Here is a 22,829-nt window from a genome sequence, read left to right as displayed (position 1 = left end):
GGGTGCCGCGGCTCAGACCAGGTCGAACCGGTCGAGCTCGGTGACCTTGCGCCACGCGGCGACGAAGTCGCGCACGAACTTCTCCTTGGCGTCGTCCGAGGCGTAGACCTCGGCGAGCGCGCGCAGCTCGGAGTTCGACGAGAACACCAGGTCGACGCGGGTGCCGATGCCGACCTTCTCGCCCGAGCCGTCTTTGGTGCCCTCGAACGCGTGCTTGCCGCTGTCGAGCGGCTTCCACGTCGTGCCGAGGTCGAGGAGGTTCGCGAACACGTCGTTGGTCAGGGCGCCGGGGGTGTCGGTGAACACGCCCCAGTCGCTGCCGTCCCAGTTGGCACCGATCGCGCGCAGGCCGCCGACCAGTACGGTCATCTCGGGAGCCGTGAGCGTCAGCAGGTTGGCCTTGTCGAGCAGCAGGAACTCCGCGGGCAGACGCGCCTCGCGCGAGGCGTAGTTGCGGAAGCCGTCGGCGATCGGCTCGAGCCAGCGGAACGACTCGATCTCGGTCTGCTCCTGCGAGGCGTCGGTGCGGCCGGGGGTGAAAGGCACCTCGACCTCGACGCCGCCGGCGAGGGCGGCCTGCTCGACACCGGCGTTGCCCGCGAGGACGAGCAGGTCGGCGATAGAGACCTTCTTCTCGCCCTGCGCGTCGAACTCCGCCTTGATTTTCTCGAGGGTTTCCAGGACGGATGCCAGCTGCTCCGGGTTGTTGACCGTCCAGCTCTTCTGCGGCTCGAGGCGGATGCGCGCACCGTTCACACCACCGCGCTTGTCGCTGCCGCGGAAGGTCGAGGCGGCGGCCCACGTCGTGGTGACCAGCTGCTGCACCGACAGACCGCTGTCGAGGATCTGCTGCTTGAGGGCAGCGGCATCCGTCTGATCGATCAGCGGGTGGTCGACGGCGGGCACGGGGTCCTGCCAGACGAGCACCTCGGCGGGCACCTCGGAGCCGAGGTACCGCTCGCGCGGGCCCATGTCACGGTGGGTGAGCTTGAACCAGGCGCGGGCGAAGGCGTCCTGGAAAGCGGCCGGGTCCTCGGCGAAGCGACGCGAGATCTTCTCGTACGCCGGGTCGACGCGCAGCGCCAGGTCGCTCGTGAGCATGCGGGGCTCGCGGCGGCCGTCGGAGTGCGCCTCGGGGACCATGTCGGCTCCCCCGCCGTTCTTGGGACGCCACTGGTGCGCACCCGCGGGGCTCTGGAAGAGCTCCCACTCGTAGGCGAAGAGGATGTGGAAGAACTCGTTGTCCCAGCGGGTGGGGTGGTAGGTCCACGTGACCTCGAGGCCGCTGGTGATGGTGTCGTCGCCCTTGCCGGTGCCGTGGCTGTTCTTCCAGCCCAGGCCCTGGTCGTTGATGTCGGCGGCCTCGGGGTTGGCGCCGACGTGCGAGTCGCTCGCGGCCCCGTGCGTCTTGCCGAAGGTGTGACCACCGGCGATGAGGGCGACGGTCTCCTCGTCGTTCATGGCCATGCGACCGAACGTCTCGCGGATGTCGTGGGCCGACAGCTGCGGGTCGGGGTTGCCGTTAGGGCCCTCGGGGTTGACGTAGATCAGGCCCATCTGCACCGCCGCGAGCGGCTTCTCGAGCTCGCGGTTGCCCGTGTAGCGCTCGTCGCCGAGCCACGTGGTCTCGGGGCCCCAGTACACGTCGTCGTCGGGCTCCCACACGTCGGTGCGGCCGCCGGCGAAGCCGAAGGTGGGGAAACCCATGTCCTCGAGCGCGACGTTGCCGGCGAGGATCATCAGGTCGGCCCACGAGATCGACTGGCCGTACTTCTTCTTGACGGGCCAGAGCAGACGGCGGGCCTTGTCGAGGTTGACGTTGTCGGGCCAGCTGTTCAGCGGGGCGAAGCGCTGCATGCCCGCGCCCGAGCCGCCGCGGCCGTCGGTCACGCGGTAGGTACCGGCGCTGTGCCACGCCATGCGGATCATGAGGGGCCCGTAGTGACCAAAGTCGGCGGGCCACCAGTCCTGCGACGTCGTCATGACCTCTTTGAGGTCGCGCTTGACGGCGTCGAGGTCGAGCGCCTCAAAGGCGGCCTTGTAGTCGAAGCCCTCATCGAGCGGGTCGCGCAGGGCGTTGTTCTTCGCGAGGATCTTGACGTTCAGGCTCTCGGGCCACCACACGCGGTTGGCGGAGCCCTGGGTGGGGTGGGGCAGGGCGCCGGCGGGCTCGCTGTCGGCGGGGGCTTCGCCCACGGGCAGTCGGTTGTCGTCGGGGGCGGCACCATCGTGGAAGACGGGGCACCCGTTCAGAGCGTCGCTCATCGGGATCCTCTCGGTTTTTCGGCTTCGGACTTGGCCCGACAATCGGAGCACACGCCCCAGAACGTCACCTCTGCGGTTTCGATGAGAAAGCCGCTTCCCTCCGGCATGTGCAGGCACGGCGCAGACCCGACGACGCAGTCCACGTCGTCGATGCGGCCGCACCCGGTGCACACCACGTGGTGGTGGTTGTCGCCCACGCGCAGTTCGAAGGTTCCGGCGTGGCCGGCGGGTTCGATACGGCGGGCGAGTCCCGCGTCGGCGAAATCGCCGAGCGCGTTGTACACCGACTGCTTGCTCGTTCCGGGGAGGGAGCCGACGATCCGGTCGAAGACGTCGTCGGCGGTGGCGTGCGGCCGGGCGCGGAGGGCTTCGAGGACGGCGATGCGTGTCGCCGTCACCCGCAGACCCGCCCCGCGGATGAGGGCATCCGCGGGAGCGTCCGGTCGACTGTCGAGCATACGACCAGCGTATCTTTTTTTGAGTGAATCAAAAATGACACGCCGGGAAACAGACGGAACCTCGAACCTGGTTCACCCGAGTGAGCGGATGCCGTCACCCCGCCGTCAGCGTCGGAGTGCCCGCCTCGTACTCGGTGAGATCGCCCGTCTCGCCCACGCGCGCCGCACGACGACCCACGACCAGCATGTAGAAGAGGAAGATCCCGAGGGCCAGAGCGCCGATCGTGATCTTGATCTGCCACGGCCACTCGCGCGGGGTCACGAACCCCTCCACGAGGCCCGACAGGGCCAGGGCGAACACCAGACCCACGGCCACGGTCGCGAGCGACCGACCCGCCGCCGCGAGCGCCTCCGCCCGCGTCCGCCGGCCCGGGGCGACCCACGCCCAGAAGATCTGCAGGCCCGCCGCTCCCGCGACGAAGATCGCCGTGAGCTCGAGCAGACCGTGCGGGAGGATGAACTGGAAGAACAGGTCGCCGCGGTCGAACGAGAACATGATCGCCGCCGACGTCCCCACCCCCACGGCGTTCTGCATGATCACCATGAGCGGCCAGATGCCCGTGACCCCGAACAGCACGCACTGCGCCGCGATCCAGGCGTTGTTCGTCCAGACCGACCCGGCGAAGATCGCGTTCGGGTTCTCGCGGTAGTAGCTCACGAACTGCTCGTCGGCGTAGTTCTGCAGCTGACTCCTATCCCCCAACGCCGCCACGGCCGCGGGGTCGCCCGAGATCCACAGGGCGACGAGCGTCGCCACCACGAGGAAGCCCAGGGTCACGGCGAGCGTGCTCCAGCGCACGCGGTACAACGCCGCCGGAAGCTGCAGCACGAAGAAGCGCGGGAGCTGCCGCAGGACGTTGTCGCGGACGCCCGTGAGACGCAGGCGCGTCCGCGCCAGCAGGATGGAGACGTAGTCGCCCTCGGGCGTGCGTCCGGCCGAGGTCTTGATGTCGGCCAGGTCGGCCGAAGCCGCGCGGTAACGGGTGACGAGTTCGTCGACGTCGGGGCCGCTCAGGCGCTTGCGGCGGCCCAGTTCGTCGAGCCGCGCCCACTCGTCGCGCCGGGCGGCCGTCAGGGCGTCGAGGTCCATGTGGTCAACTGTACGCATGGCTTCGTCGTCGACCCCCGCTCCCGCGGTCGCCCTCGTCCACACGAGCGCCGATGAGACGCTGACCGGAGAGGCCGTCGCCCTCGACGTCCAGCCCGTCGGTTTCTTCTTGCGCGCGGTCGGCGCCGTCATCGACTTCCTCGTCGGGGTCGTCCTCCTCATCGGCGGCGCACTGCTGCTGGTGTCGATGGTCGGGGCGGGCACCCTGCCCGAGTCCGCCGTCCGGATCGGCGTCATCTCGCTGCTGGTGCTCGTGACGGTCGCGATCCCCACCACCGTCGAGACCCTCTCGCGCGGCCGGAGCCTCGGCCGCCTCGCCGTGGGCGCCCGCATCGTCCGTACCGACGGCGGGGCCGCGGGGTTCCGCCAGGCCCTCATCCGCTCGCTCACCGGGGTGCTCGAGGTGTGGTTCACGCTCGGCGCGATCGCGGCGGTCGTCGGCATGTTCACCCCGCGCGCTCAGCGTCTGGGCGATCTGCTCGCCGGGACCGCGAGCGAGCGCACGCGCACGCGCCGGCTTCCTGCTCCGGCCCCGGGCCTGCCCCCGGGCTGGGAGTCCTGGGCGGCGATCGCCGACGTGTCGCGCCTGCCCGATCGACTGGCCGTGCGCGTCGCGCAGTTCGTCCGCGGAGCCGACGCGCTCGAGCCGGCCGCCCGGGTACGCGTGGCCGCCTCGCTCGCCCAGGCCGTGCGTCCCTTCGTCTCGCCGCTGCCCCCGTCCGACCCGGAGGGGCTCGTTCGCGCGGTGTCGGCGGTGCGCCGGGACCGCGAGTACCGCGCGCTGCTGCTCGAGAACGAGCGGGCAGCGACCCTCACCGAGAAAGCCTGAGTCGCCGAAAGCCGTTGCCGCGAGCGGCTATTCCCAGCGACGCGCGCCTGAGGGACGCTCCCTCGCGAGAGCGCTCAGCGGCTCAGGTGCGCAGCGTCTCGTGACGAACGACGACCCAACCCTTGGGCACCGACAGCCGGTCGGCGTGGATCGCGCACAGATCGTGCGCGTGCGGGTCGCCCGAGGGACCGAGGGGGCCGAGGGCCGCCATCTGGTCGCCGTAGTCGTAGGTGAGGGTGCTCATCGCCTCGCGGGCGCATCCCACCTTCGAGCAGAGTCTGTCGCGCATCGCGGGTCAGCCTAGTCAGCCCCTCCGACACCGCGCGGACGCCGCGCCGCGCTTCGCTCGCCGAGCGACCGGCATGGACGGTCCGCCGATCGACCGCTCGTCACGCCTTGCGTCGACGCGGAGCCGCGGATCGCGGCGGATCCGCCCGCAGGTGATCGGCGGCGCGCTGCAGGATCCGCGCCAGGTCGGCGATGTCCGCGTCGGTGAGCGATGAGAAGAGCAGTCGGTGCAACGCATCGATGTGGCCGGGGAAGACGGCGCCGAGCACGTCGCGCCCCGCCGAGGTGAGGGCGACCACCACGCTGCGCTCGTCGTCGGGCGACGGCGCCCGCGTCACCAGACCCCACCCCTCGAGCACCTGCGCCTGGTAGGTCAGACCGCTACGACTGTAGACGACCCGGTCGGCGAGGTCCGTCATGCGCAGGCGCCCGTCGGGACTGTCACCCAGGATCGCCAGCAGCTGGAACTGCACGTAGCTCAGATCACCGGCATCGCGGAGCTGCTTCTCGACCGCGTGACGCAGCAGGCTGCTCACTTCGGTGAAGGCGAAGTACGCCTGGAGCTGCGTGCGGGTGACTTCCGCGGTGTTCCGTGTCATGCCGGAATCCTATCTTGCTTCGAGTTCGTAGCAGTGTTAGCGTTCCGGTATTGCTTCGAATCCGAAGCACACGCGAAAGGACATCCCCCATGAAGGCCATGCGATTCCACGAAGTGGGCGGACCCGACGTCTTGCGACTCGACGACGTCGAGCTGCCGACACCCGGCCCGGGGCAGGTGCGACTTATGGTCGCGGCATCCGCGTTCAACGCCGCCGACAATGGCATGCGCGCCGGCTTCCTCCCGATTCCCGTACAGCTCCCCCATGTCCCCGGCTACGACGTGTCGGGCACCATCGACGCGGTCGGTGCCGGCGTCGAGGGCGTCGAGATGGGTCAGGCGGTGATCGGGTTCCTCCCCATGCAGACCGACGGCGGCGCCGCGGAGTACGTCCTGGCCCCCGCCGATGCGGTCACGGCGGCTCCCCGCGCCGTCGATCTCGTCGATGCGGCAGCCCTTCCTTCCGTCGCGCTGACCGCGTGGCAGGCGCTGTTCGACGACGGCGGGCTCCGCGTCGGCCAGCGGGTGCTGATCGTGGGCGCGGGAGGAGCCGTCGGCATCCACGCCGTGCGCCTCGCCCACCGCGCGGGGGCGCACGTCATCGCCACGGCGAGCCCGCGCAGCCTCGACGCCGTCGGTGCGGCGGGGGCCGACCAGATCGTCGACCGCACGCGGGCCTCGCTGCTCGACGTCGTCGACGAACCCGTCGACGTGCTGCTGAACCTCGCCCCTCTCGATCCCGACGACTTCGCCGCTCTGGTCGGCCTGGTGCGCGACGGCGGGGTCGTCGTCAGCACCACGGCGTTCATGACGACCCCCGGCGACGAACGCCGCGGCGTCGACGCCAAGACCGTCTTCGTCCGGGCCGACACCCCGCGGCTCGCCGCGATCGTCGCTCTCGTCGACGCGGGCGAGCTCATCGTCGCGGTGGACCGGCGCATCGACCTCGTCGACCTGCCCGCCCTGCACGCCGAGGCCATGGCGGGGCGCATCGCCGGCAAGGTCGTCGTCGTCCCGTGAGTCGATCGCGGCCCGCCTCTTCGCCCGACGCGCCGACGCCGACCCGCGGGCCGTCCGGCGTCCGCCGGATGACTTCGGGTCGGCGGGCGAACGTAGGATGAACGCATGATGCGTCGTCGGTCCCGCGAAGCGCGACCCGTGGCCCGCCCCTCGCGGCACGGTCGTCACGGCCGTGAGAATCGCAGCCCGGTCGTACGCCCGCCGTTGCCTCCGATCGACACCCGCGTCGAGAGATTCGACATCGCGGTCGGCGCCGCCGCCGAGTTCCTCCGCTCGGCCTGGACCGACCTGCGCGAGGTCTCGTTCGAGATCGGGATCATGCCTCCCGCCGCGGCCGACGGCATCCCGCGCTGGACCGTCCTGCGCGAAGAGAAGCGCATCATCCTCTACCGCGTGCCGATCGAACGCCTGGGTCACCCCCATCACGACGATGACCTGCACCGGCGGATGATGATCGAGGGCGCGGTCTTCCGGGCGGCCGCCGAGTACCTCGACCGCGACCCGTGGGACCTCGGCCCCGAACGCTTCCGCTTCTTCTGACCCGCACCGGGCGGCGCGACGCTACGGCAGGATCGTGAGCGCCGAGGCCGCGGCATCCGCCGGCCACAGGGGGTACGACGCCAGCGCACCGGCGCCCGCGTACGTGACGGCCGCGCGCACGGGCGCCCCCGTCTCGAGACGATAGACGCCCGCCGCGACCGGCACGGCGACGCTCGCGCCGGCGGCGACCGCCGTGGTCACCGCGGCGCCCCCGTCCGCGGGGGTGAGGGTGACGGTCGTGTCGGTGTCGCCGCCGGCGATCACCAGGTTCGCGCCCACGCCCGAGGCGACCGCGATCGCGCTGGGCGTCGAGACGGCGGGCGCGGGGACGTACCAGGCGAAATCGGAGCCCTCACCGAAACCGGTGGTCGACCACGTCGACCCGACGATCGGCGCGGTGGCCGACACGTCGACCGTGTACGCGCCGGCAGCGGCACCCGACAGGTTCACCGAGGTGGGCAGCCCCGCCGTGAGGGGGATGTCGGTGGGGGCGGGAGCGCTGACCGAGGGGTCGTTCGGCACGAGCGTCACGGTCGCCGAGGCGTCGGATCCGGGAGACAGCAGGCGCAGCACCGTGCCCGCCTGGCTGGCGTCCGCGGCGGGGACCTGGACGCCAGGCATGACCAGTCGCGTGTCGGCCTGCGCGAGAGGCGCGACCTGATCCACCCCGCCCGGCAGCAGCAGACGCGTCAGCTGCGCCTGCAGCGACGCGTGCACCGGGGCACCCGACGACACCACGCGCACGACCGGGCTCTCTTCTCCGAGCAGCAGACCGGCGAGGGGCACGACACGGCGACCGCCCGCGGGGACCACGAGGTTCTGACCGCTGGGCGGATCCGACACCCCCTTGGCGCCGTAGACCGACAGCTGGACGGTCGCGGGGACGGCTCCGGGATTGGCGAGGACGACCAGATCGTTGGCGCCCGTCGTGGTCGCGCCCCCGACGAGCCACGATTCCGCCAGGGGCGGGCGGCAGGCGGATGCCGCGAAACCGACGAGGTCGCTCGCGGCGGCCGTGGCGGACCCGGCGGCGGCGAGCGGGGACGGGGCGCCGTCACGGGGGGCCGCGCGCAGGGCCTCGGCGTCGCCCGAGGCGTCGGAGGTCGCCCCCGTCAGCGCGGTCGGGGAGGCGTCAGAGTCGGCGGGACCGCTGACCACCTGCTGGCCGGCCGCCGAGCTCAGCGAGCTCGCGGAGTCGGCGCTTCGCCCGAGGGCCAGCAGCGGACCGTCGCACGCCAGGAGCGTGTCGCCGGGGGCCGGCGTGGCCTGCACGCGCACGGGGGTCGCGGAGTACTGCGGCCAGGGCGCGGCGATGCCGACGACCGTGCCGATGACGGCGGCCGTCGCCACCGCGGCTCCCGCGAAGACGCGGGCGCTCGTGGCGGCGACACGGACGAGACGACGCTCGCTCATCGGGATCCTCCCGGGTTCGGGCCGACGATGCGCGGCGTCCGGCGGGCGACCCGACGCGAGGCCGCGGTGGGTACCGCGAGCAGGAGCGCGACGAGCACGACACCGAGCGAACCGACGGCGACGAGTCGCTGGAGGCCCAGACGGTGGTCGTCGAGCGCGGGACGCGGCGTGATCGCCGTGTTCACCCGCCACAGGTCGCCGCGTGTGGTCGCCCCCACGGGGTCGAGCAGGTCGCGCTGGTCGAGCGAGGTGGCCGCTCCGAGTCGCGTGCCCCGGATCACGTCGTCCTCGCCGGCGGGGGCCGACTCGAGCAGCACGAACGAGATCCCGCGCGCGGCGAGCCGCGACACGACGTCGTCGGCGGAGGGGGTGACCAGGTCGGCCGCGAGGGCCGCGAGCTCGACGTCCTGATCGTCGGCCGTCGTGCGCGTTGCTTCGACGGTGCTCTGCCCCGAGAGGGTGGCGCTCCCGCCCCACACCACCTGTACGCGCAGCCCGTCGGAGCGCGGGTCGAGGACGATCGTGCCGATGTCGAGCGAACCGCGGCCCTCGGCGGCGACGAACGCCGGGAGGGTCGAGACGGGACCGTTCGTGAGGACGGAGCGGTCGGTGCCGGGGCCGGCGGTCTGCGCGGTCAGGGCTGGGGCGACCGAGACGGCGAGAGCGGCGAGGGCGAGGAGCGCGCCGACGGGTCGGAGCACGCGAACGCGCGCGGGGATGCCAGCGTCCAGGGCCACTACGGCCCCGCCGACGAGCCCGATCCACGCGAGGCTGAGACCCGCTCCCGGCCAGATCGGCACGGGCTCCGAGTGGTCGAACGACACGGCGATCCCCACCGCGGCGAAGGCGGTGGCCAGGCCCGCGACGGCGATGACGATGAGGGCGGATGCCGTTATCCACCGCGGCGTGAGCACGGCGAGAACGGCCAGGACCGCGAGAGGGGCCACGAGCAGGCCCACCCACCAGACCGGTCCCCCGGTCAGGCTGGCCCACCCGCCCGGGTCGGACGTGGGGAACCCGGCCGCCAACAGCGCGCGGCCGAGCGGCGTGGCCGAGGCCTCGGCTCCCGCGTAGACGATGCCGGGGTCGGCGAGCAGGCCCCAGGGGTTGCCGGCGCGCACCTGGGTCCACACGAGGGGGGCGAAGACGACCGCCGAGGGGATCAGGAGCCACACGACGCGGGCGACACCGCGGCCGGCCACGAGCGCGACGACGACGAGCGCCGCCGACCACAGGACCACGACCGCCGGCGCGAGCGAGGGCGCGCACGCGAGGACGGCGACGAGCAGGAGGGATGCCGCTCCCGCGGGAGCCCACGAGCGATGCGCCACGCACGCGGCGTAGAAGAGCCATGGCAGGAGCAGGTGGACGAGCACACCGGCCGGGCGCCCCTCGGTGAGGGACGCGAGGAAGGTGGGGGCGAGCGCCCAGGCGCCACCGGCGACGATGCGCAGCATCGACGACTCGGTCACGCGGCTCGCGGCGAACCACCCGCCCAGCACCGCGAGCGGAAGAGCGAGCACCCACAGCACGACGAACGCGCGCGAGGGGTCACCGGGCGACAGTGTGCCGATCAGGGCGACGAGAGCCGAGAACGGGTCGGCCGGGCCGATGGCATCCAGGCCGAGGGGGCGCGCTCCCCACGCGGCGTCCTGCCACAGCTGGGCGACGTTCTGGCGCAGCGGGGCGAGCGCTCCCCCGCCGAGCACGGGCCACGCCAGCAACGGGGCGAAGAGGGCCGCCGAGACCGCGAGGGCGCCGAGCACAGCCCATGCTCCCCCGCCGACGAAGAAGCGCAGTTCCGAGCGCACGGGGGCGTCGGGGTCGGCGACGTCGCTCTCCCAGCGCAGCCGCATCTCCGAGCGGGAGACCCGGAGCGGCGCGAGTCGTGACCATCCGACCACCCGCGAGGAGCGGATGCGACGACGGGCCCGGGCGATGGCCGCCGGTCGGGCCATGACGAGCAGCGTCGCCCCCCACTCGGGGAGGACGCGGTACGGGACCTTCGAGACCAGGTGCAGGATCGTGCGCCACAGGGCGAGCGGCAGCAACGACAGCCAGTGCAGCGCCACCGCCGGAGCGGGCGCGTAGACCAGACGGCGGTGGAGTTGCGCGGTCCGTGTCGCGAAGGCGCGGCGCCGCGCGCGGCGGCGACCGCGGGCCATCGCCGCGACCCCGTCGCCGGCGACGGCGACACGGGCGGCGGGCACGAGCGAGACGAGGTGGCCCGCGAGACGCGCGCGCACGCCCAGATCGAGCCCCTCGTCGGCGCCGCCCAGCGCGGGGTCGAGACCGCCGAGGGCTGTCCAGGCGTCGCGGCGGACGAGCAGGCCGCGGACGTCGGCGCCGAGCACGTCGGCATCGCCGTCGCGCTGTCCCTGGTCGAGTTCGCCGGCCGCGAGCTCGACGGCGCCGCCGTAGCGGTTCATGCTCACGCCCAGCGAGAGGATCGCGTCGCGGTCGTCCCACGCGACGAGCTTGGGGGCCGCGACGACCAGCGGGGGCGAGAGTTCGAGGGCGCCGGCCAGGCGCACCAGGGCGTCGGGGTCGGGCGCGGTGTCCTGCGCGAGCAGCCAGACCGCATCGCCGGTGAGGCGTGGGGTGGCCAGGGCCGTGGCGGCGGCGAACGAGGTGCCGGCCGGGGCCGTGATGACTCCCTCCGCACCGGAGGAGGCGGCGAGACGCGTCAGCGCGGGGTCGGAGCCGCACAGCACGATCGTGAGGGCGTCGACCGGGCGGGTCTGGGCGGCGAGGGCCGAGAGGGTGCGCTCCAGATGGTTCGCTGCAGGAGTGCGTCCTTCGGGACGCACGACGAGGATGGCGTGAACACGGGCGGGCATGACGCGGATCAGCCTAAGCGCGTGCTCCTCCGATCACGGACGCCGCGCCGTCGGCGCGAGGATCGCTCGAGCGGACGGATGACGCGGATCAGGCGCGACGCTTGAGCTTGCGGCGCTCGCGCTCGCTGAGGCCGCCCCAGATGCCGAAGCGCTCGTCGTTCTGCAGCGCGTACTCGAGGCACTCCGACTTGACGTCGCACGACGTGCAGATGCGCTTGGCATCTCGCGTCGAGCCGCCCTTCTCGGGGAAGAACGCCTCGGGGTCGGTCTGCGAGCAGAGCGCATCGGTCTGCCAGGCGAGTGTGTTCTCTTCGGTGGAGTCGATGTCGCGGCGGACGCCGGGTACACCGAGATCGACCGGATCGACGAACCAATTCTCCGGGACACCGGACCGGTACTGCGACGTCGCCATATCGTCCTCCGCCTCGTTCAAGCCCCCATGACGCGGTTCCGCGCAGTCATAATTACACCCGTGTCATTCCGCTGAGTCAAGTCGCGGATCGTAAACCCTCAAGGGCGAGGTGAACCTTTAGCCGCGTCCCCGGCGTGTCGCGGCTCTCACGCACCGGGCATGGCGACGAAGACCTCGCCGCCACCGTCCGCGGCGAGAGGGGACTCGTCGGGCGTGACGAGGGCGGCCTGACCCGGGAGCACGGTGATGCTCCGCCCCGAGGCGCCCGTGAGCACGGTCTCGCCCGTCACGCCGAGGGCGATCGCGACACCGCGGAGCTCCAGGCTGCCCGCGGCGCCCACCTCGAAGCGACCGAGCGCGAAGTCGGCGATCCCGGGCGCGAAGACCTCGGCGTTCTCCCCCGTCGCGACCGGGCGCAGGAACGGGGGCTCGGCCGGCCGGAAGTCGACCAGGGCGAGCAGTTCGAACACGTCGATGTGCTTGGGTGTCAGGCCCCCGCGCAGCACGTTGTCGCTCGCCGCCATGATCTCGACGCCGAGACCGGCGACGTAGGCGTGCAGGACGCCGGCGGGGACGAAGATCGCCTCCCCGCGGCGCAGCTCGACGAGGTTCATCAGCAGGGCCACCACGATGCCCGGGTCGGCGGGGTACGCCGCGTGCAGCGACCGCGTCAGGGCCAGCTCGGCGCCGAACTCCGGCGCCTCGGCCGAGGCCGCGGCATCCACGATCTCTTCGATCTCGGCGCGCTCGGCCCCGCCGAGCAGCCAACCGATCGCGGAGCGCAGCGGGTCATCGCCGACCAGGTGGGTCCGCAGGGTCTCGACGGCGGGAGCGTCACCCAGGGCCGAGACGAGGGCACGCGTGCGCTCCAGGTCGCGGAGCCCCGCGAGGGCGGTGAAGGTGTCGCTCAGCGCGACGATCACCTCGGGCTTGTGGTTGTCGTCCTTGTAATTGCGCTCCCCCGCATCGCGGGGAACCCCGGCACGCTCCTCACGGGCGAAGCCCTCGACCGCCTGCTCCTTCGAGGGGTGCACCTGGATCGAGAGGGGAGCTCCCGCGGCGAGGAGCTTCAACAGGTACGGCAGCTTCGCGGGAACACCCTGCTCGGCCGCGACGGCCGGCAGCCACGCGTCGAGCGTGCGGGCGGAGCCGTCGTGCACCTCGGCCGGCGATCCCGGGTGGTCGCCGAACCACACCTCGGCTTCGGGGGCCCCGGTGGGCTCGCGCCCCTCCAGGTCGGCGATGAGGGTCGGGCTCCCCCAGGCGTAGTCGCGGGGGGTGTTCGAGATGGCGATCAGCACGGCGTCAGCATAATGTGCGCACCCGACGGCGACGGATGCCGACCGCTACCCTGAACAGACCATGGCGATGCACACGAATCACCCGGTGTCGGCGCTGCCGACGGCACCGGCGCGCGAGACGACCGGGCACCTGCTGCTCCGGGCCTGGTGCGTCCTCCTGCTCGTGCTCGCCCTGGGCGGTGTCGGCCTCGTGCACGCCCTCGGACCGGCCGCGACCGCCGTGGTCGTGGCGGCCACCGCCGTCGTGTCGGCGGTCGTGTGGCTCGTGGTCCGCCCACCCCTCGCGGTCCGGCGACTGCCGTGGATCGCCGCCGGCTACCTCGCCTGGGCGACCGCATCGCTCGCATGGAGCGCGTGGCCCGCGGCATCCGTCCTGACTCTCCTTCTGCTGTGGATCACGACCTTCCAGGGACTGTTCGTCGGCGCCGTCCTCACCTGGAGGGATGTCGTGCGGGCGATTGCGTCCGCCGCGAAGTGGGTGGTCGGGCTCTCGCTCCTCTTCGAGATCGCGGTCGCTCTGATCGTCCGGGGACCGCTGCTCCCGGGATTCGCCGCGCCGACCGCAGGCGCGGATCCGGTCGCCCCCTGGTCCGACGGCGCCCTCCTCACGGGCGGCCGGATCCAGGGGATCTACGGCGACGCCGACCTGTTGGCGGCCGTCATGCTCGTCGCCATCATCGTCTTCGGCGTGCGGTTGGCGGCGGGGGCGCCTCGGCGGGCCCTGCTCATCGTGTGGATCGCGGTGGCCGGATTCCTCTTCGTCCGCGCCGCGTCGATCACCGCCGTCATCGCCGCGGCCTTCGTCGCGCTCGTGCTGGGGACCGTCCTGGTCATGCGGACGGCCAAGCGCCCCGGCGAGCGCACGCGGTGGTACCTGCTCTACGCCGCGATCGGGCTCGGTGGCGCGGCGGCGCTGTGGTTCGGGCGCGACACGATCTTCGAGATGCTGGGCCGCGGCGCCGACCTCACGGGTCGCGAGGGCATCTGGGCCGACGTGCTCACCCGGGCCGACCAGCATCCGTTCATCGGCTGGGGGTTCTCGACGCCGTGGATCACCACGGAGCCGCTCATCGACGGCTGGATCGTCGACCAGGGGCAGACCGTCGCCCAGGCGCACGGCATGTGGCTCGACGCGTACCTGCAGCTCGGCGGGGTGGGCGTGGCACTGCTGGCGCTCGTGTACCTCGCCTACCTGTGGAGGTCGTGGTTCTTCGCCGTCGATCGTCCCCGGTGGGACCTGCGTGCCGACCGCCCGCACTCTCCCCTCACGCTCCTGCCGACCCTCGTCGGCGCCCTCCTCGTCGCGCAGGGACTGACCGACTCGGGCCCCCTGCTGCTGTGGGGCTGGATGTTCGTGGTCCTGTTCGGCGCGAAGATCAAGCAGACCCCGCTCGTGGGGGTCGGCCCGAGCGAACAGAGCATCTCGATCGAACGCGGCGAACTGCAGCGCCCCGCGCTCTGACCGGCGAGCGTCGGACGCTCAGGGTGGCGCGGAGAGCGCCCGGTAGACTTCCCGCTGGCCGTCCGCGGCCGCGGCTCCTCGACCGAAAGATCTCTTCGTGACGTACACCCTGCAGAACGCCGTGCTGCCGCTCGACCGCGACCCCGACCTCCTCCCGTTGTACGTCGACCCCGAGACGTGGTCGACCATCGACGAGGAACCGGTGCGGGTCACCAACGTCGCCCAGCTCAGCAACATCCTCGATCGCCACCGCGCCCGCATCGTCGCGGGTCGACGCGTGTCGTTCGGCACGTACTTCAACGCCTTCCCCGCCTCGTACTGGCAGCACTGGACGGCCGTGCGCCAGGTCCGCCTCACGGTGCACACCTCGGGCGACGCCACGGTGCTCGTGTACCGCTCGAACGGCGGCGGCACCAAGCAGCGCATCGAGACCCGTGAGGTGCACGGCGATGCCGTCGCCACCTCGTTCGACCTCGTCCTCGATCAGTACAGCGACGGCGGCTGGATCTGGTTCGACGTCGCCGCCGACCGCGCGGACGCCATGTTCGAGGGCGCCGAATGGACCACCGAGCAAGAGCCGGTCCGCGGCGGCAAGGCGAGCATCGGCGTCACGACCTACAACAAACCCGACTACTGCGTCGAGACGCTGAAGGCCCTCGCCGACGCGCCCGACGTCCTCGACGTCGTCGACCGGGTGTTCATCATCGACCAGGGCACCGACCTGGTCGAGGCGCAGGACGCCTACCCGGAGGTGGCCGAGCGTCTCGGCGACACTCTCCAGGTGCTGCGTCAGCCCAACCTCGGCGGCTCCGGCGGCTTCGCCCGCGCCATGGTCGAGACCCTCGCCCGCGAGGGCAGCGACTTCGTGCAGCTGCTCGACGACGACGTGCGCATCGAGCCGGAGTCGATCCGCCGCTCCGTGGTGTTCGGACGGTACGCCTCGGTGCCCACGATCGTCGGCGCCCACATGTTCGACCTGCTCGACCGGCCCAAGCTGCACGCGTGGGCCGAGGTCGTCGACGACGCCCCCTTCATGTGGCGCGCGCTGTACCAGGAGCGCCTCCCCCACGACTTCAGCGTCGCCAACCTGCGCCAGAGCCCCCTGCTGCACATGCGGCTCGACGCCGACTACAACGGCTGGTGGATGTGCCTCATCCCCACCAGCATCCTGCGCGAGATCGGCCTGTCGCTCCCCGCCTTCATCAAGTGGGACGACGCGGAGTTCTGCGTCCGGGCTCGGGATGCCGGCTACCCCACGGTCTCCATGCCCGGTGTCGCGCTCTGGCACGTGTCGTGGCTGGGCAAGGACGACTCGATCGACTGGCAGGCGTACTTCCACGCGCGCAACCGCATCGTCGCCGCCCTCCTGCACTCGCGATCGTCGCTGGGCGGGACGCTGATCCGCCACAGCCGTCGCGTCGACCTCAAGCACCTCATGATGATGCAGTACTACCCCGTCGAGCTGCGTCACCGCGCCCTGCGCGACGTCCTGTCGGGTCCCGATCACATGCGCGCGAACCTCGCCACCGCCATGCCCGAGGCCCGGCTGGTGGCGAAGAAGCACGCCGAGACCGTCGTGCACAAGGACTCCGGCGTCCCGCTGCGCTCGCGTCGCGGCCGCCAGGTCTTCAAGCTGCTCAAGAAGCACGAGTTCGACAGCCCGACCGGCCTGTCGCTGCGCACCTTCACGGCGCGGACGCTGGTGTCGCACTGGTTCCACACCCCCAAGCCCGAGAACGTCGCGCAGCCCGAGGTCGAGTTCGGCAAGGGCGACGCGCACTGGTGGCGCGTGCCGCGCTTCGACAGCGCTCTCGTGAGCGCCGCCGACGGGTCGGGCAAGAACATCTACACGCGCGATCGCGCGATGTTCCGCCGCATGCTCATCGACAGCTGGAAGCTGCACCGCCGCCTCCAGCGCGAATGGCCCCGCCTGTCCCGTCAGTACCGCCGCGCCCTGCCCGACCTCGTCTCCGAGGCCAACTGGCGCGCGACCTTCGAGGAGCGTCCGTGACCACGGCCCCGTTCGACCCGAAGACCGCGACGATCGTCGTGGTCACCTACAACCGCACGCACCTGCTGACGCGGTTGCTTGAGAGCATCGAGCGCATGGACCCGGCGCCCGGTCGCCTCGTCGTGATCGACAACGCCTCGACCGACGACACGACCGCGGTGGTCGAGTCGTTCCGCGACCGCCTGCCCACCGAACTGGTCTACCGCCGCCTCGACACGAACACCGGTGGTTCCGGAGGCTTCAGCGAGGGCATGCGCGTCGCCTACGAACTCGGGTCCGAGTGGATCTGGCTCATGGACGACGACGTCGAGGTGGTCACCGACGGGCTCGCCCGCATGGGCCACTGGACCCCCCGCTTCCGCAGCATCCAGGGCCGCCGGTACGACTACGACGGCAGCGAGTTCTACTGGCAGTACCGGGTGGCCGAGTCGATGGCGATCCCCATCCCCTTCGCTCCGGCGGAGTTCGACGACTCCGGCTTCAAGCCGATGAACTCGGGCTGCTTCGAGGGCATGTTCATCCACCGCGACATCGTGGCCAAGATCGGCCTCCCCGATCCGCGCTTCTTCATCTACTGGGACGACCAGCTCTACGGGTGGTTGGCCTCGCGTCAGACGCCGTCGGTCATCGTGAACGAGTTCGTGCTGCGTCGCACGCGCGAGATCAAGCAGTGGGACATGGGCATCCGGCACATGAACGCCTCGAGCGACGCGTACCGGTACTACATCATGCGCAACCGCGCCTACCTGCAGAAGTACTACCGCGCGCTCGGCGTCTACCGCGCGCTGCCCTTCACCCTCGGGACGACGCTCACCTTCGTCAAGGAACTCATCCGCCTCGTCGTCGTCGAGCGCAAGATCACCGGCACGAGCCACCTCTTCCGCGGACTCCGTGACGGCCGGCGCATCCTGCACGACGCGTCGTGGAAGCCCATGCCGCCGCTGGAGCAGTCGCAGCCGGTCAGCTGAACCGATCGCGCGGCTCGACGCGGGGCACGCTCTTGCGCGCCCCGCTCAGCCGATCGTGCCCGGGAGCTGCTCGGCCAGCGACGGGCTCAACGTGCGTGCGTAGAGGCGGCTCAGGTGATTGTCGTCGCGGTAGACCGCGACGTTCCCGATCACACCGACGCAGAGGTCGTCGGGGCAGATCCACGGCGTGAGGTCGAGAAGGTGAAGACCGGCGCGGTCGAGATCGTCGGCGGGGTTCCGGTCGGCGAGCGACGCCGACCGCGGAACCGCGCAGTCGAGCGGGTCTTCCGATGCGACGACGCAGTCGTACATGTTGAACGCGAAGCGCGGGTTGTCGCGCACCCCCAGCACCTGCACCCCTGCGCCGTCCATCCGGTCCAGGAAGCGTTCGATGCCCGGACGCAAACGCTCGTCGTCCTCGCCGGCGTCAGATCGGGTCACCACGGTCAACGCCGCATCGGGCCGCACCCGTTCGACGAGCTCGATCGCCGCCTCGCGCCACCCGTCGCACCGCTCGTCCATTCCCGGCTCGTCGAGCCCCATCGAGCATCCACCCTTGATGAGGAAGACCACGCCCCATCCGTTCGCCTCGGCCACCGGAAGCAGGGCGCTCGTGATCTGTTGAGCGTGCGAGTCCCCGATCACGGCGACCGTGTGACGAGCCCGAGGTGTGCCGGTGGTCTCGGAGCAGGTCCCCCGCAACTCCTCGATGTCATTCGCCCACTCCGCCGAGCACTCGCGGTCCAGATGGACCCACTCGTCGTCGATGAGGGACGGCAGTGGAAGCAGCGGGGCATCGGCGGGAGTCCTGGCCAGCGAAGGATCGCGGAGGACTGCCGCCCCGGGATTGGCCTGCAGCGCCCTCGCCTCGATCGCTCGCTCCTGCACCCACGTCGCGGTCTGCCAGGTGCCGACCGGAACGGCGACGATCGCGACAGCGACCGCGAGAACCGCGACCGGCACCAGTGGGGAGCTGTTGCCGCGTCGCCACGCGCGGACGGGACGGTCGACGGCCCACGTCAGAACGCGAGCGAGCAGCAGCGAGAGCGCGATAATCCCCGCCCCACCGACCAGGCCCACCTCGGTGCGGCCGTTGACGATCAGAAAGGTGACCAGGATCGGCCAGTGGACCAGATACAGCGCGTACGCGTCGCGACCGATCGCCTGCAGCGGACGCGAAGAAAGCAGCGCGGCGAGCGAGAACCGGCCGGTCTCGCCCGAGCCCGACACCACGATCGCCGCCGCGCACAGCACGGGCCACAGGGCGAGGAACCCGGGGAACCCGCCCTGGACGTCGAGCACGGCGCCGAGGACGAGCAGGCCGACCAGCCCGGCCCACCCCACGAGCGTGCGCGCCACCTTCCCGAGACGCACGTGGGGCAGGGCGACGACCACCAGCGACCCCGCGGCGAACTCCCACAGCCGCGCCCCCGTGTCGAAGTACGCCAGCTGCTGAGCCGAGGCGGTGCGGACGACGGAGTAGACGAACGAGATCGCAAACACCGCGCCGAAGACCACACCGACCACGCGGTCGGGGGACCATCCGCGACGCCGGACCACGATCTGGCAGCCCCAGAGCAGGAGCACCCACAGCACGAAGGCCTGCCCCTGCACCGACATCGACCAGAAATGCTGGAGCGGGCTCGGGACGTCGGTGCGGGCGTAGTAGTCCACTGACTCGGATGCCAGCAGCCAGTTCTGCACGTACCCGAGCGATGCCCACGCCTGCTCGGCGACCGAACGCCGCATCGCCTCGGGATATACCGCCCACACCACGGCCAGGATGCCGACCAGGGTCACGGCTGCCGCCGGGAGCAGGCGGCGGAACACACCGAGCAGGTGTCGGATCGGGCGGACCGGAGCCGGGCCCGCCATCCGACGGACGAATCCGCGGGTGAGGAAGAACGCCGACAGCATCAAGAAGACGTCGACGCCGCCCGAGACCCGCCCGAACCAGACGTGGTACGACACCACCAGGAGGATCGCGACGGCGCGCAGCCCGTCGATGTCGCGACGGTACGCCCAACGCCCCTCCGCCGGCCGCTCGAGGGGCACGGGGCGGGTGGGCGACCCGAGGGTCAGATGCACGACGACGTCACGCGAGCTGGTTGTTCCACATCGAGAGGGCGGAACCGATCGCCATGTGCATGTCGAGGTACTGGTATGTGCCGAGACGACCGCCGAAGTGCACGTCCCGTTCCCCCTTGGTCAGCTCGCGATAAGCGAGCAGGCCGGCGCGGTCGTCGGCGGTGTTGACCGGGTAGTACGGCTCGTCCGCGCGCGTCGCGAAGCGCGAGTACTCGCGCACGACGACCGTCTTGTCGGTCGGATAGCGGTCGGCACGCTCGGGGTGGAAGTGCTTGAACTCGTGGATGCGGGTGTACGGCACGTCGGCGTCGGCGTAGTTCATCACGCTGGTGCCCTGGAAGTCGCCGATCGGCAGGACCTCCTGCTCGAAGTCGAGCGTGCGCCACGACAGCTCGCCCTCGGCGTAGTCGAAGTAGCGGTCCACCGGTCCGGTGTAGACCACGGGCACCTGTCCGACGGTCGCCTTCTTGTTCAACGGCTGCGACTCGTCGAAGTAGTCGGTCGAGAGCTTCACGTCGATGTTCGGGTGATCCGCCATGCGCTCCAACCAGGCGGTGTAGCCGTCGACGGGGAGGCCCTCCCACGTGTCGTTGAAGTAGCGGTTGTCGTAGGTGTAGCGGACGGGCAGACGCGAGATCACCTCGGCGGGCAGATCCTTCGGGTCGGTCTGCCACTGCTTCGCGGTGTAATCGCGGATGAACGCCTCGTACAGGGGGCGACCGATCAGGGCGATCCCGCGCTCTTCGAGGTTGGCGGCATCCTTCGCCTCGAACTCCCCCGCGAGCTCGTGCACGAGCGCACGCGCCTGGTCGGGGGTGTAGGCGGCCTGGAAGAACTGGTTGATGGTGCCGAGGTTGATCGGCAGGGGGAAGACGACGTTCTTGTGCGTCGTGTACACGCGGTGCACATAGTCGGTGAACTGGGTGAAACGGTTGACGTACTCCCACACCGTCGGGTTGGAGGTGTGGAAGAGGTGGGCACCGTACTGGTGCACCTCGATGCCCGTTTCGGGCTCGTTCGCCGAGTAGGCGTTTCCGCCGATGTGATGACGCCGGTCGATGACGGTCACCTTGCGACCCGCGGCGGCCGCGCGCTCGGCGATGGTGAGGCCGAAGAAGCCTGAGCCGACGATGAGGAGGTCCATGGGAAGCAGCGTCTTTCGTGTCGAGAGATGGGGCACGACCCCGCGGGAGACGTCCGGTCGATACTACCCGGGGCGCATCCGAGCCTCGGCGGCCGCGCTCAGGGGCCCCGCAGAGACCGTCCGATACGATGGCATGTCGAAACGGCCGCAGACGGAGACGGAATTGCATGGGTGACTGGATCAGCGCGATTCCGGCGTACCTCGCGGTCGCCGCCGTCCTGATCATCCCCGGCTTCGCCGTGGTCGTGGCGGGATGGGGGTGGCGCAGCCCTCAGCGACTTCTGCTCGCTCCGGCGATCTCGGTCACGATCGCCGCGGCCGCGGCATCCGTCGCCCCCCTCGTGGGTCTGCGTTGGAACGTCATCCCCCTGGCTCTGGTCACTCTCGTGGTCGTCGGCATCGCGCTCGTGCTGCGTCGCTTCGCCGGGGTCGACGCGGCACCCACCCGGCGCCGTACCGGTCTGGTCGCGCTCCTCGCCCTCGCCGCGACAGCCCTCGTCAGCGCTGTCATGTTCGCCCGGGCCTTCGGCGCCCCGGGCAACATCGCGCAGCGCTTCGACAACATCGTCCACCTGAACGCGATCGCGCTCGGCCTTCAGAACGGCAGCGCATCGCCGTTCCAGATCGGCTCCACCTCCGACATCGGCTTCTACCCCAACGCTTGGCACGCTCTCACCACGCTCGGCGCCGAGCTGACGGGGGCGTCCGTCCCTGTCGCGGTGAACGGTTCCAACCTGGCGATCGTGTCGATCCTCTGGCCGGCTTCGGTGATGGCTCTAGCCGGGGCGTTCTTCGCCCAGCGCCGAACGGCGTATGTCGTGTCCGCAGCCTTGTCGACGGGGTTCGGTGCCTTCCCCGCCCTGTTCTTCAACTGGGGCGTCCTGTACCCGAACCTGGTGGGCTACGCGATGCTCCCCGCCGCCCTCGCGGTCATCGTGACGATGCTGCCCGAGCGGGGCGCGCCCGCCCTCGTGCGGTCGGCACTGCTCGTGGCCCTCCTGGCGGGGGGAACCTTCCTCGGCCACCCGAATGCCTTCCTGAGCCTGCTGTTCTTCGCGGCGGCCGCCGTGATCACGACCTTCGCCGTGCGGGCGGTCACCGAACGCACCCGCGGTGCCGTCGTCGGGCTGGTGGTCTCCACCGCCGCCTTCGCCGTCGCGATGGCGGGTACCGTCGCGGTCTTCCGCACGGGAGCCGAGCACTCGGGCTGGGCCCCCTGGCAGCAGCTGTCGCAGTCGCTCGGCGAGGGGCTGTTCGCCGCACCCCGCGGGTTCACACCCACCGTGGTCGCCTCGTTGTTGCTCATCGCGGGCTTCATCGCCGTTGCGCGCCGCCCGCGCCTGCTCCCGGTGCTGGCGCCTTTCGCCGTCGCCGTGGTGCTGTTCGCCGTCGCCTCGGGTCTGCGCATCGACAGTCCCCTGCGTCAGCTGCTCACGAACCCGTGGTACAACGACTCCAACCGACTCGCCGCGCTGCTCCCCCTGGTGGCCATTCCGGTCGCCACGCTCGGAGCCCTGGCGGTCGTCGACCTCCTCCGGGCCGCCGTCCGTGCGCGCCGTGTGCCGGCGTGGGCGCGCATCGGTGCCGTCGTCGTCGGAATCGCCGCCGTGTTCTCCGTCGCGATCGGCCCCAATGTGCGCATCGCCTTGAGTCAGGTGCACGAAGCGTACGCATACACCGACAGCTCGCTCATCCTCTCGTCCGACGAAGAGGCCCTGCTCGAGCGTCTCGACGACGAGACACCCGCAGACGCCCTCATCGCCGGCAGCCCTCGCACCGGAGCCTCGCTCGCTCTGGCCTTCGCCGATCGCCAGGTCACTCAGAAGCACGTCTTCGGAAACCCCTCTCCCGAGTTGCTCTTCCTCAACACACACCTGCGCGACATCGACTCCGATCCGGCCGTGTGCCGCACCGTCGACGAGCTGGGCATCGACTACGTGCTCGACTTCGGCACGCAGGACGTTATCGATCCAGCGGGCGCGGCGGCGTACAGCGGCATCCAAGACCTCACCCCCGGCACGCATCTCGTGCTCGTGGACTCCCAGGGTCCCGAGGCGCGACTGTTCCGCATCGAGGGGTGCTGA

Annotated in this window: 18 protein-coding genes; 7 read left to right on the top strand and 11 right to left on the bottom strand. The window is 71.2% G+C overall.

The genetic code is table 11. From position 1 onward, the window contains the following. Positions 1-12: 12 nt before the first annotated feature. The 3 genes from katG to BLS25_RS00845 form a co-directional block, all read right to left on the bottom strand. Positions 13-2,265, bottom strand: a complete 2,253-nt coding sequence (katG, locus tag BLS25_RS00855; protein WP_143017782.1) for a catalase/peroxidase HPI — start codon at positions 2,263-2,265, stop codon at positions 13-15. Next, a complete protein-coding gene (locus BLS25_RS00850) occupies positions 2,262-2,723 on the bottom strand; it encodes a Fur family transcriptional regulator (RefSeq protein WP_074694113.1) in 462 nt (153 codons plus the stop codon). Before BLS25_RS00850 ends, katG begins: the two co-directional genes overlap by 4 nt. A 94-nt stretch (positions 2,724-2,817) precedes the next feature. Then, complete coding sequence (locus tag BLS25_RS00845; RefSeq protein ID WP_074694112.1) at positions 2,818-3,813, bottom strand: stage II sporulation protein M; 996 nt, start codon at positions 3,811-3,813, stop codon at positions 2,818-2,820. A gap of 16 nt (positions 3,814-3,829) precedes the next feature. Between BLS25_RS00845 and BLS25_RS00840 the strand changes: the two genes are divergently transcribed. After that, positions 3,830-4,660, top strand: coding sequence for an RDD family protein (locus tag BLS25_RS00840; RefSeq protein ID WP_056226861.1), 831 nt, complete (start codon positions 3,830-3,832; stop codon positions 4,658-4,660). A gap of 82 nt (positions 4,661-4,742) precedes the next feature. On the opposite strand, the gene BLS25_RS00835 is transcribed toward BLS25_RS00840, so the two are convergent. Together BLS25_RS00835 and BLS25_RS00830 are read right to left on the bottom strand one after the other, a co-directional pair. Next, a complete protein-coding gene (locus tag BLS25_RS00835; protein ID WP_056226859.1) occupies positions 4,743-4,949 on the bottom strand; it encodes a DUF3499 family protein in 207 nt (68 codons plus the stop codon). A gap of 100 nt (positions 4,950-5,049) precedes the next feature. Further along, positions 5,050-5,547, bottom strand: a complete 498-nt coding sequence (locus tag BLS25_RS00830) for a MarR family winged helix-turn-helix transcriptional regulator (protein WP_074694111.1) — start codon at positions 5,545-5,547, stop codon at positions 5,050-5,052. An 89-nt stretch (positions 5,548-5,636) separates the two neighbouring features. Between BLS25_RS00830 and BLS25_RS00825 the strand changes: the two genes are divergently transcribed. Then, on the top strand, positions 5,637-6,566 hold the full coding sequence (locus BLS25_RS00825; RefSeq protein ID WP_074694110.1) for an NADP-dependent oxidoreductase: 930 nt from the start codon (positions 5,637-5,639) through the stop codon (positions 6,564-6,566). 108 nt (positions 6,567-6,674) lie between these two features. Further along, on the top strand, positions 6,675-7,106 hold the full coding sequence (locus BLS25_RS00820) for a hypothetical protein (RefSeq protein ID WP_371129303.1): 432 nt from the start codon (positions 6,675-6,677) through the stop codon (positions 7,104-7,106). Between the two features lie 21 nt (positions 7,107-7,127). Here the strand turns inward: BLS25_RS00820 and BLS25_RS00815 are convergent, their stop codons facing one another. The 4 genes from BLS25_RS00815 to manA all read right to left on the bottom strand — a co-directional run bounded on the left by BLS25_RS00815 (position 7,128) and on the right by manA (position 13,072). Further along, positions 7,128-8,519: a DUF5719 family protein gene (locus tag BLS25_RS00815; RefSeq protein ID WP_074694108.1), complete on the bottom strand. Its 1,392-nt coding sequence runs from the start codon at positions 8,517-8,519 to the stop codon at positions 7,128-7,130. Continuing rightward, positions 8,516-11,359, bottom strand: a complete 2,844-nt coding sequence (locus tag BLS25_RS00810) for a glycosyltransferase (RefSeq protein WP_074694107.1) — start codon at positions 11,357-11,359, stop codon at positions 8,516-8,518. Before BLS25_RS00810 ends, BLS25_RS00815 begins: the two co-directional genes overlap by 4 nt. Positions 11,360-11,447: 88 nt before the next feature. Beyond that, a complete protein-coding gene (locus tag BLS25_RS00805; RefSeq protein WP_074694106.1) occupies positions 11,448-11,771 on the bottom strand; it encodes a WhiB family transcriptional regulator in 324 nt (107 codons plus the stop codon). Positions 11,772-11,917: 146 nt separating this feature from the next. Beyond that, positions 11,918-13,072, bottom strand: coding sequence for a mannose-6-phosphate isomerase, class I (gene manA, locus BLS25_RS00800; RefSeq protein WP_074694105.1), 1,155 nt, complete (start codon positions 13,070-13,072; stop codon positions 11,918-11,920). 61 nt (positions 13,073-13,133) lie between these two features. Between manA and BLS25_RS00795 the strand changes: the two genes are divergently transcribed. From BLS25_RS00795 to BLS25_RS00785, 3 genes are all read left to right on the top strand, one after another. Continuing rightward, positions 13,134-14,534: an O-antigen ligase family protein gene (locus BLS25_RS00795; protein WP_074694104.1), complete on the top strand. Its 1,401-nt coding sequence runs from the start codon at positions 13,134-13,136 to the stop codon at positions 14,532-14,534. Between the two features lie 97 nt (positions 14,535-14,631). Then, complete coding sequence (locus BLS25_RS00790) at positions 14,632-16,545, top strand: glycosyltransferase (protein WP_056226844.1); 1,914 nt, start codon at positions 14,632-14,634, stop codon at positions 16,543-16,545. Continuing rightward, a complete protein-coding gene (locus BLS25_RS00785; protein WP_056226842.1) occupies positions 16,542-17,513 on the top strand; it encodes a glycosyltransferase family 2 protein in 972 nt (323 codons plus the stop codon). The genes BLS25_RS00790 and BLS25_RS00785 overlap by 4 nt, the downstream gene beginning before the upstream one ends. Before the next feature lie 45 nt (positions 17,514-17,558). On the opposite strand, the gene BLS25_RS00780 is transcribed toward BLS25_RS00785, so the two are convergent. After that, entirely contained in the window at positions 17,559-19,601 is a 2,043-nt protein-coding gene (locus tag BLS25_RS00780; RefSeq protein ID WP_056226840.1) for an acyltransferase family protein, read from the bottom strand. Between the two features lie 7 nt (positions 19,602-19,608). Continuing rightward, a complete protein-coding gene (glf, locus tag BLS25_RS00775) occupies positions 19,609-20,745 on the bottom strand; it encodes a UDP-galactopyranose mutase (RefSeq protein ID WP_056226837.1) in 1,137 nt (378 codons plus the stop codon). A gap of 167 nt (positions 20,746-20,912) precedes the next feature. Between glf and BLS25_RS16775 the strand changes: the two genes are divergently transcribed. Next, the gene (locus BLS25_RS16775; protein WP_074694103.1) at positions 20,913-22,829 is read left to right on the top strand and encodes a DUF6541 family protein; all 1,917 of its coding nucleotides are present in this window, start codon (positions 20,913-20,915) and stop codon (positions 22,827-22,829) included.

Origin of the sequence: Microbacterium testaceum StLB037 (assembly GCF_900104345.1) — a bacterium.
GTDB classification, from domain to species: Bacteria; Actinomycetota; Actinomycetes; order Actinomycetales; family Microbacteriaceae; genus Microbacterium; species Microbacterium testaceum_A.
The sequence above is the reverse complement of the archived record's forward strand: the minus strand, read 5'-3'. Positions and strand labels throughout refer to the sequence as shown.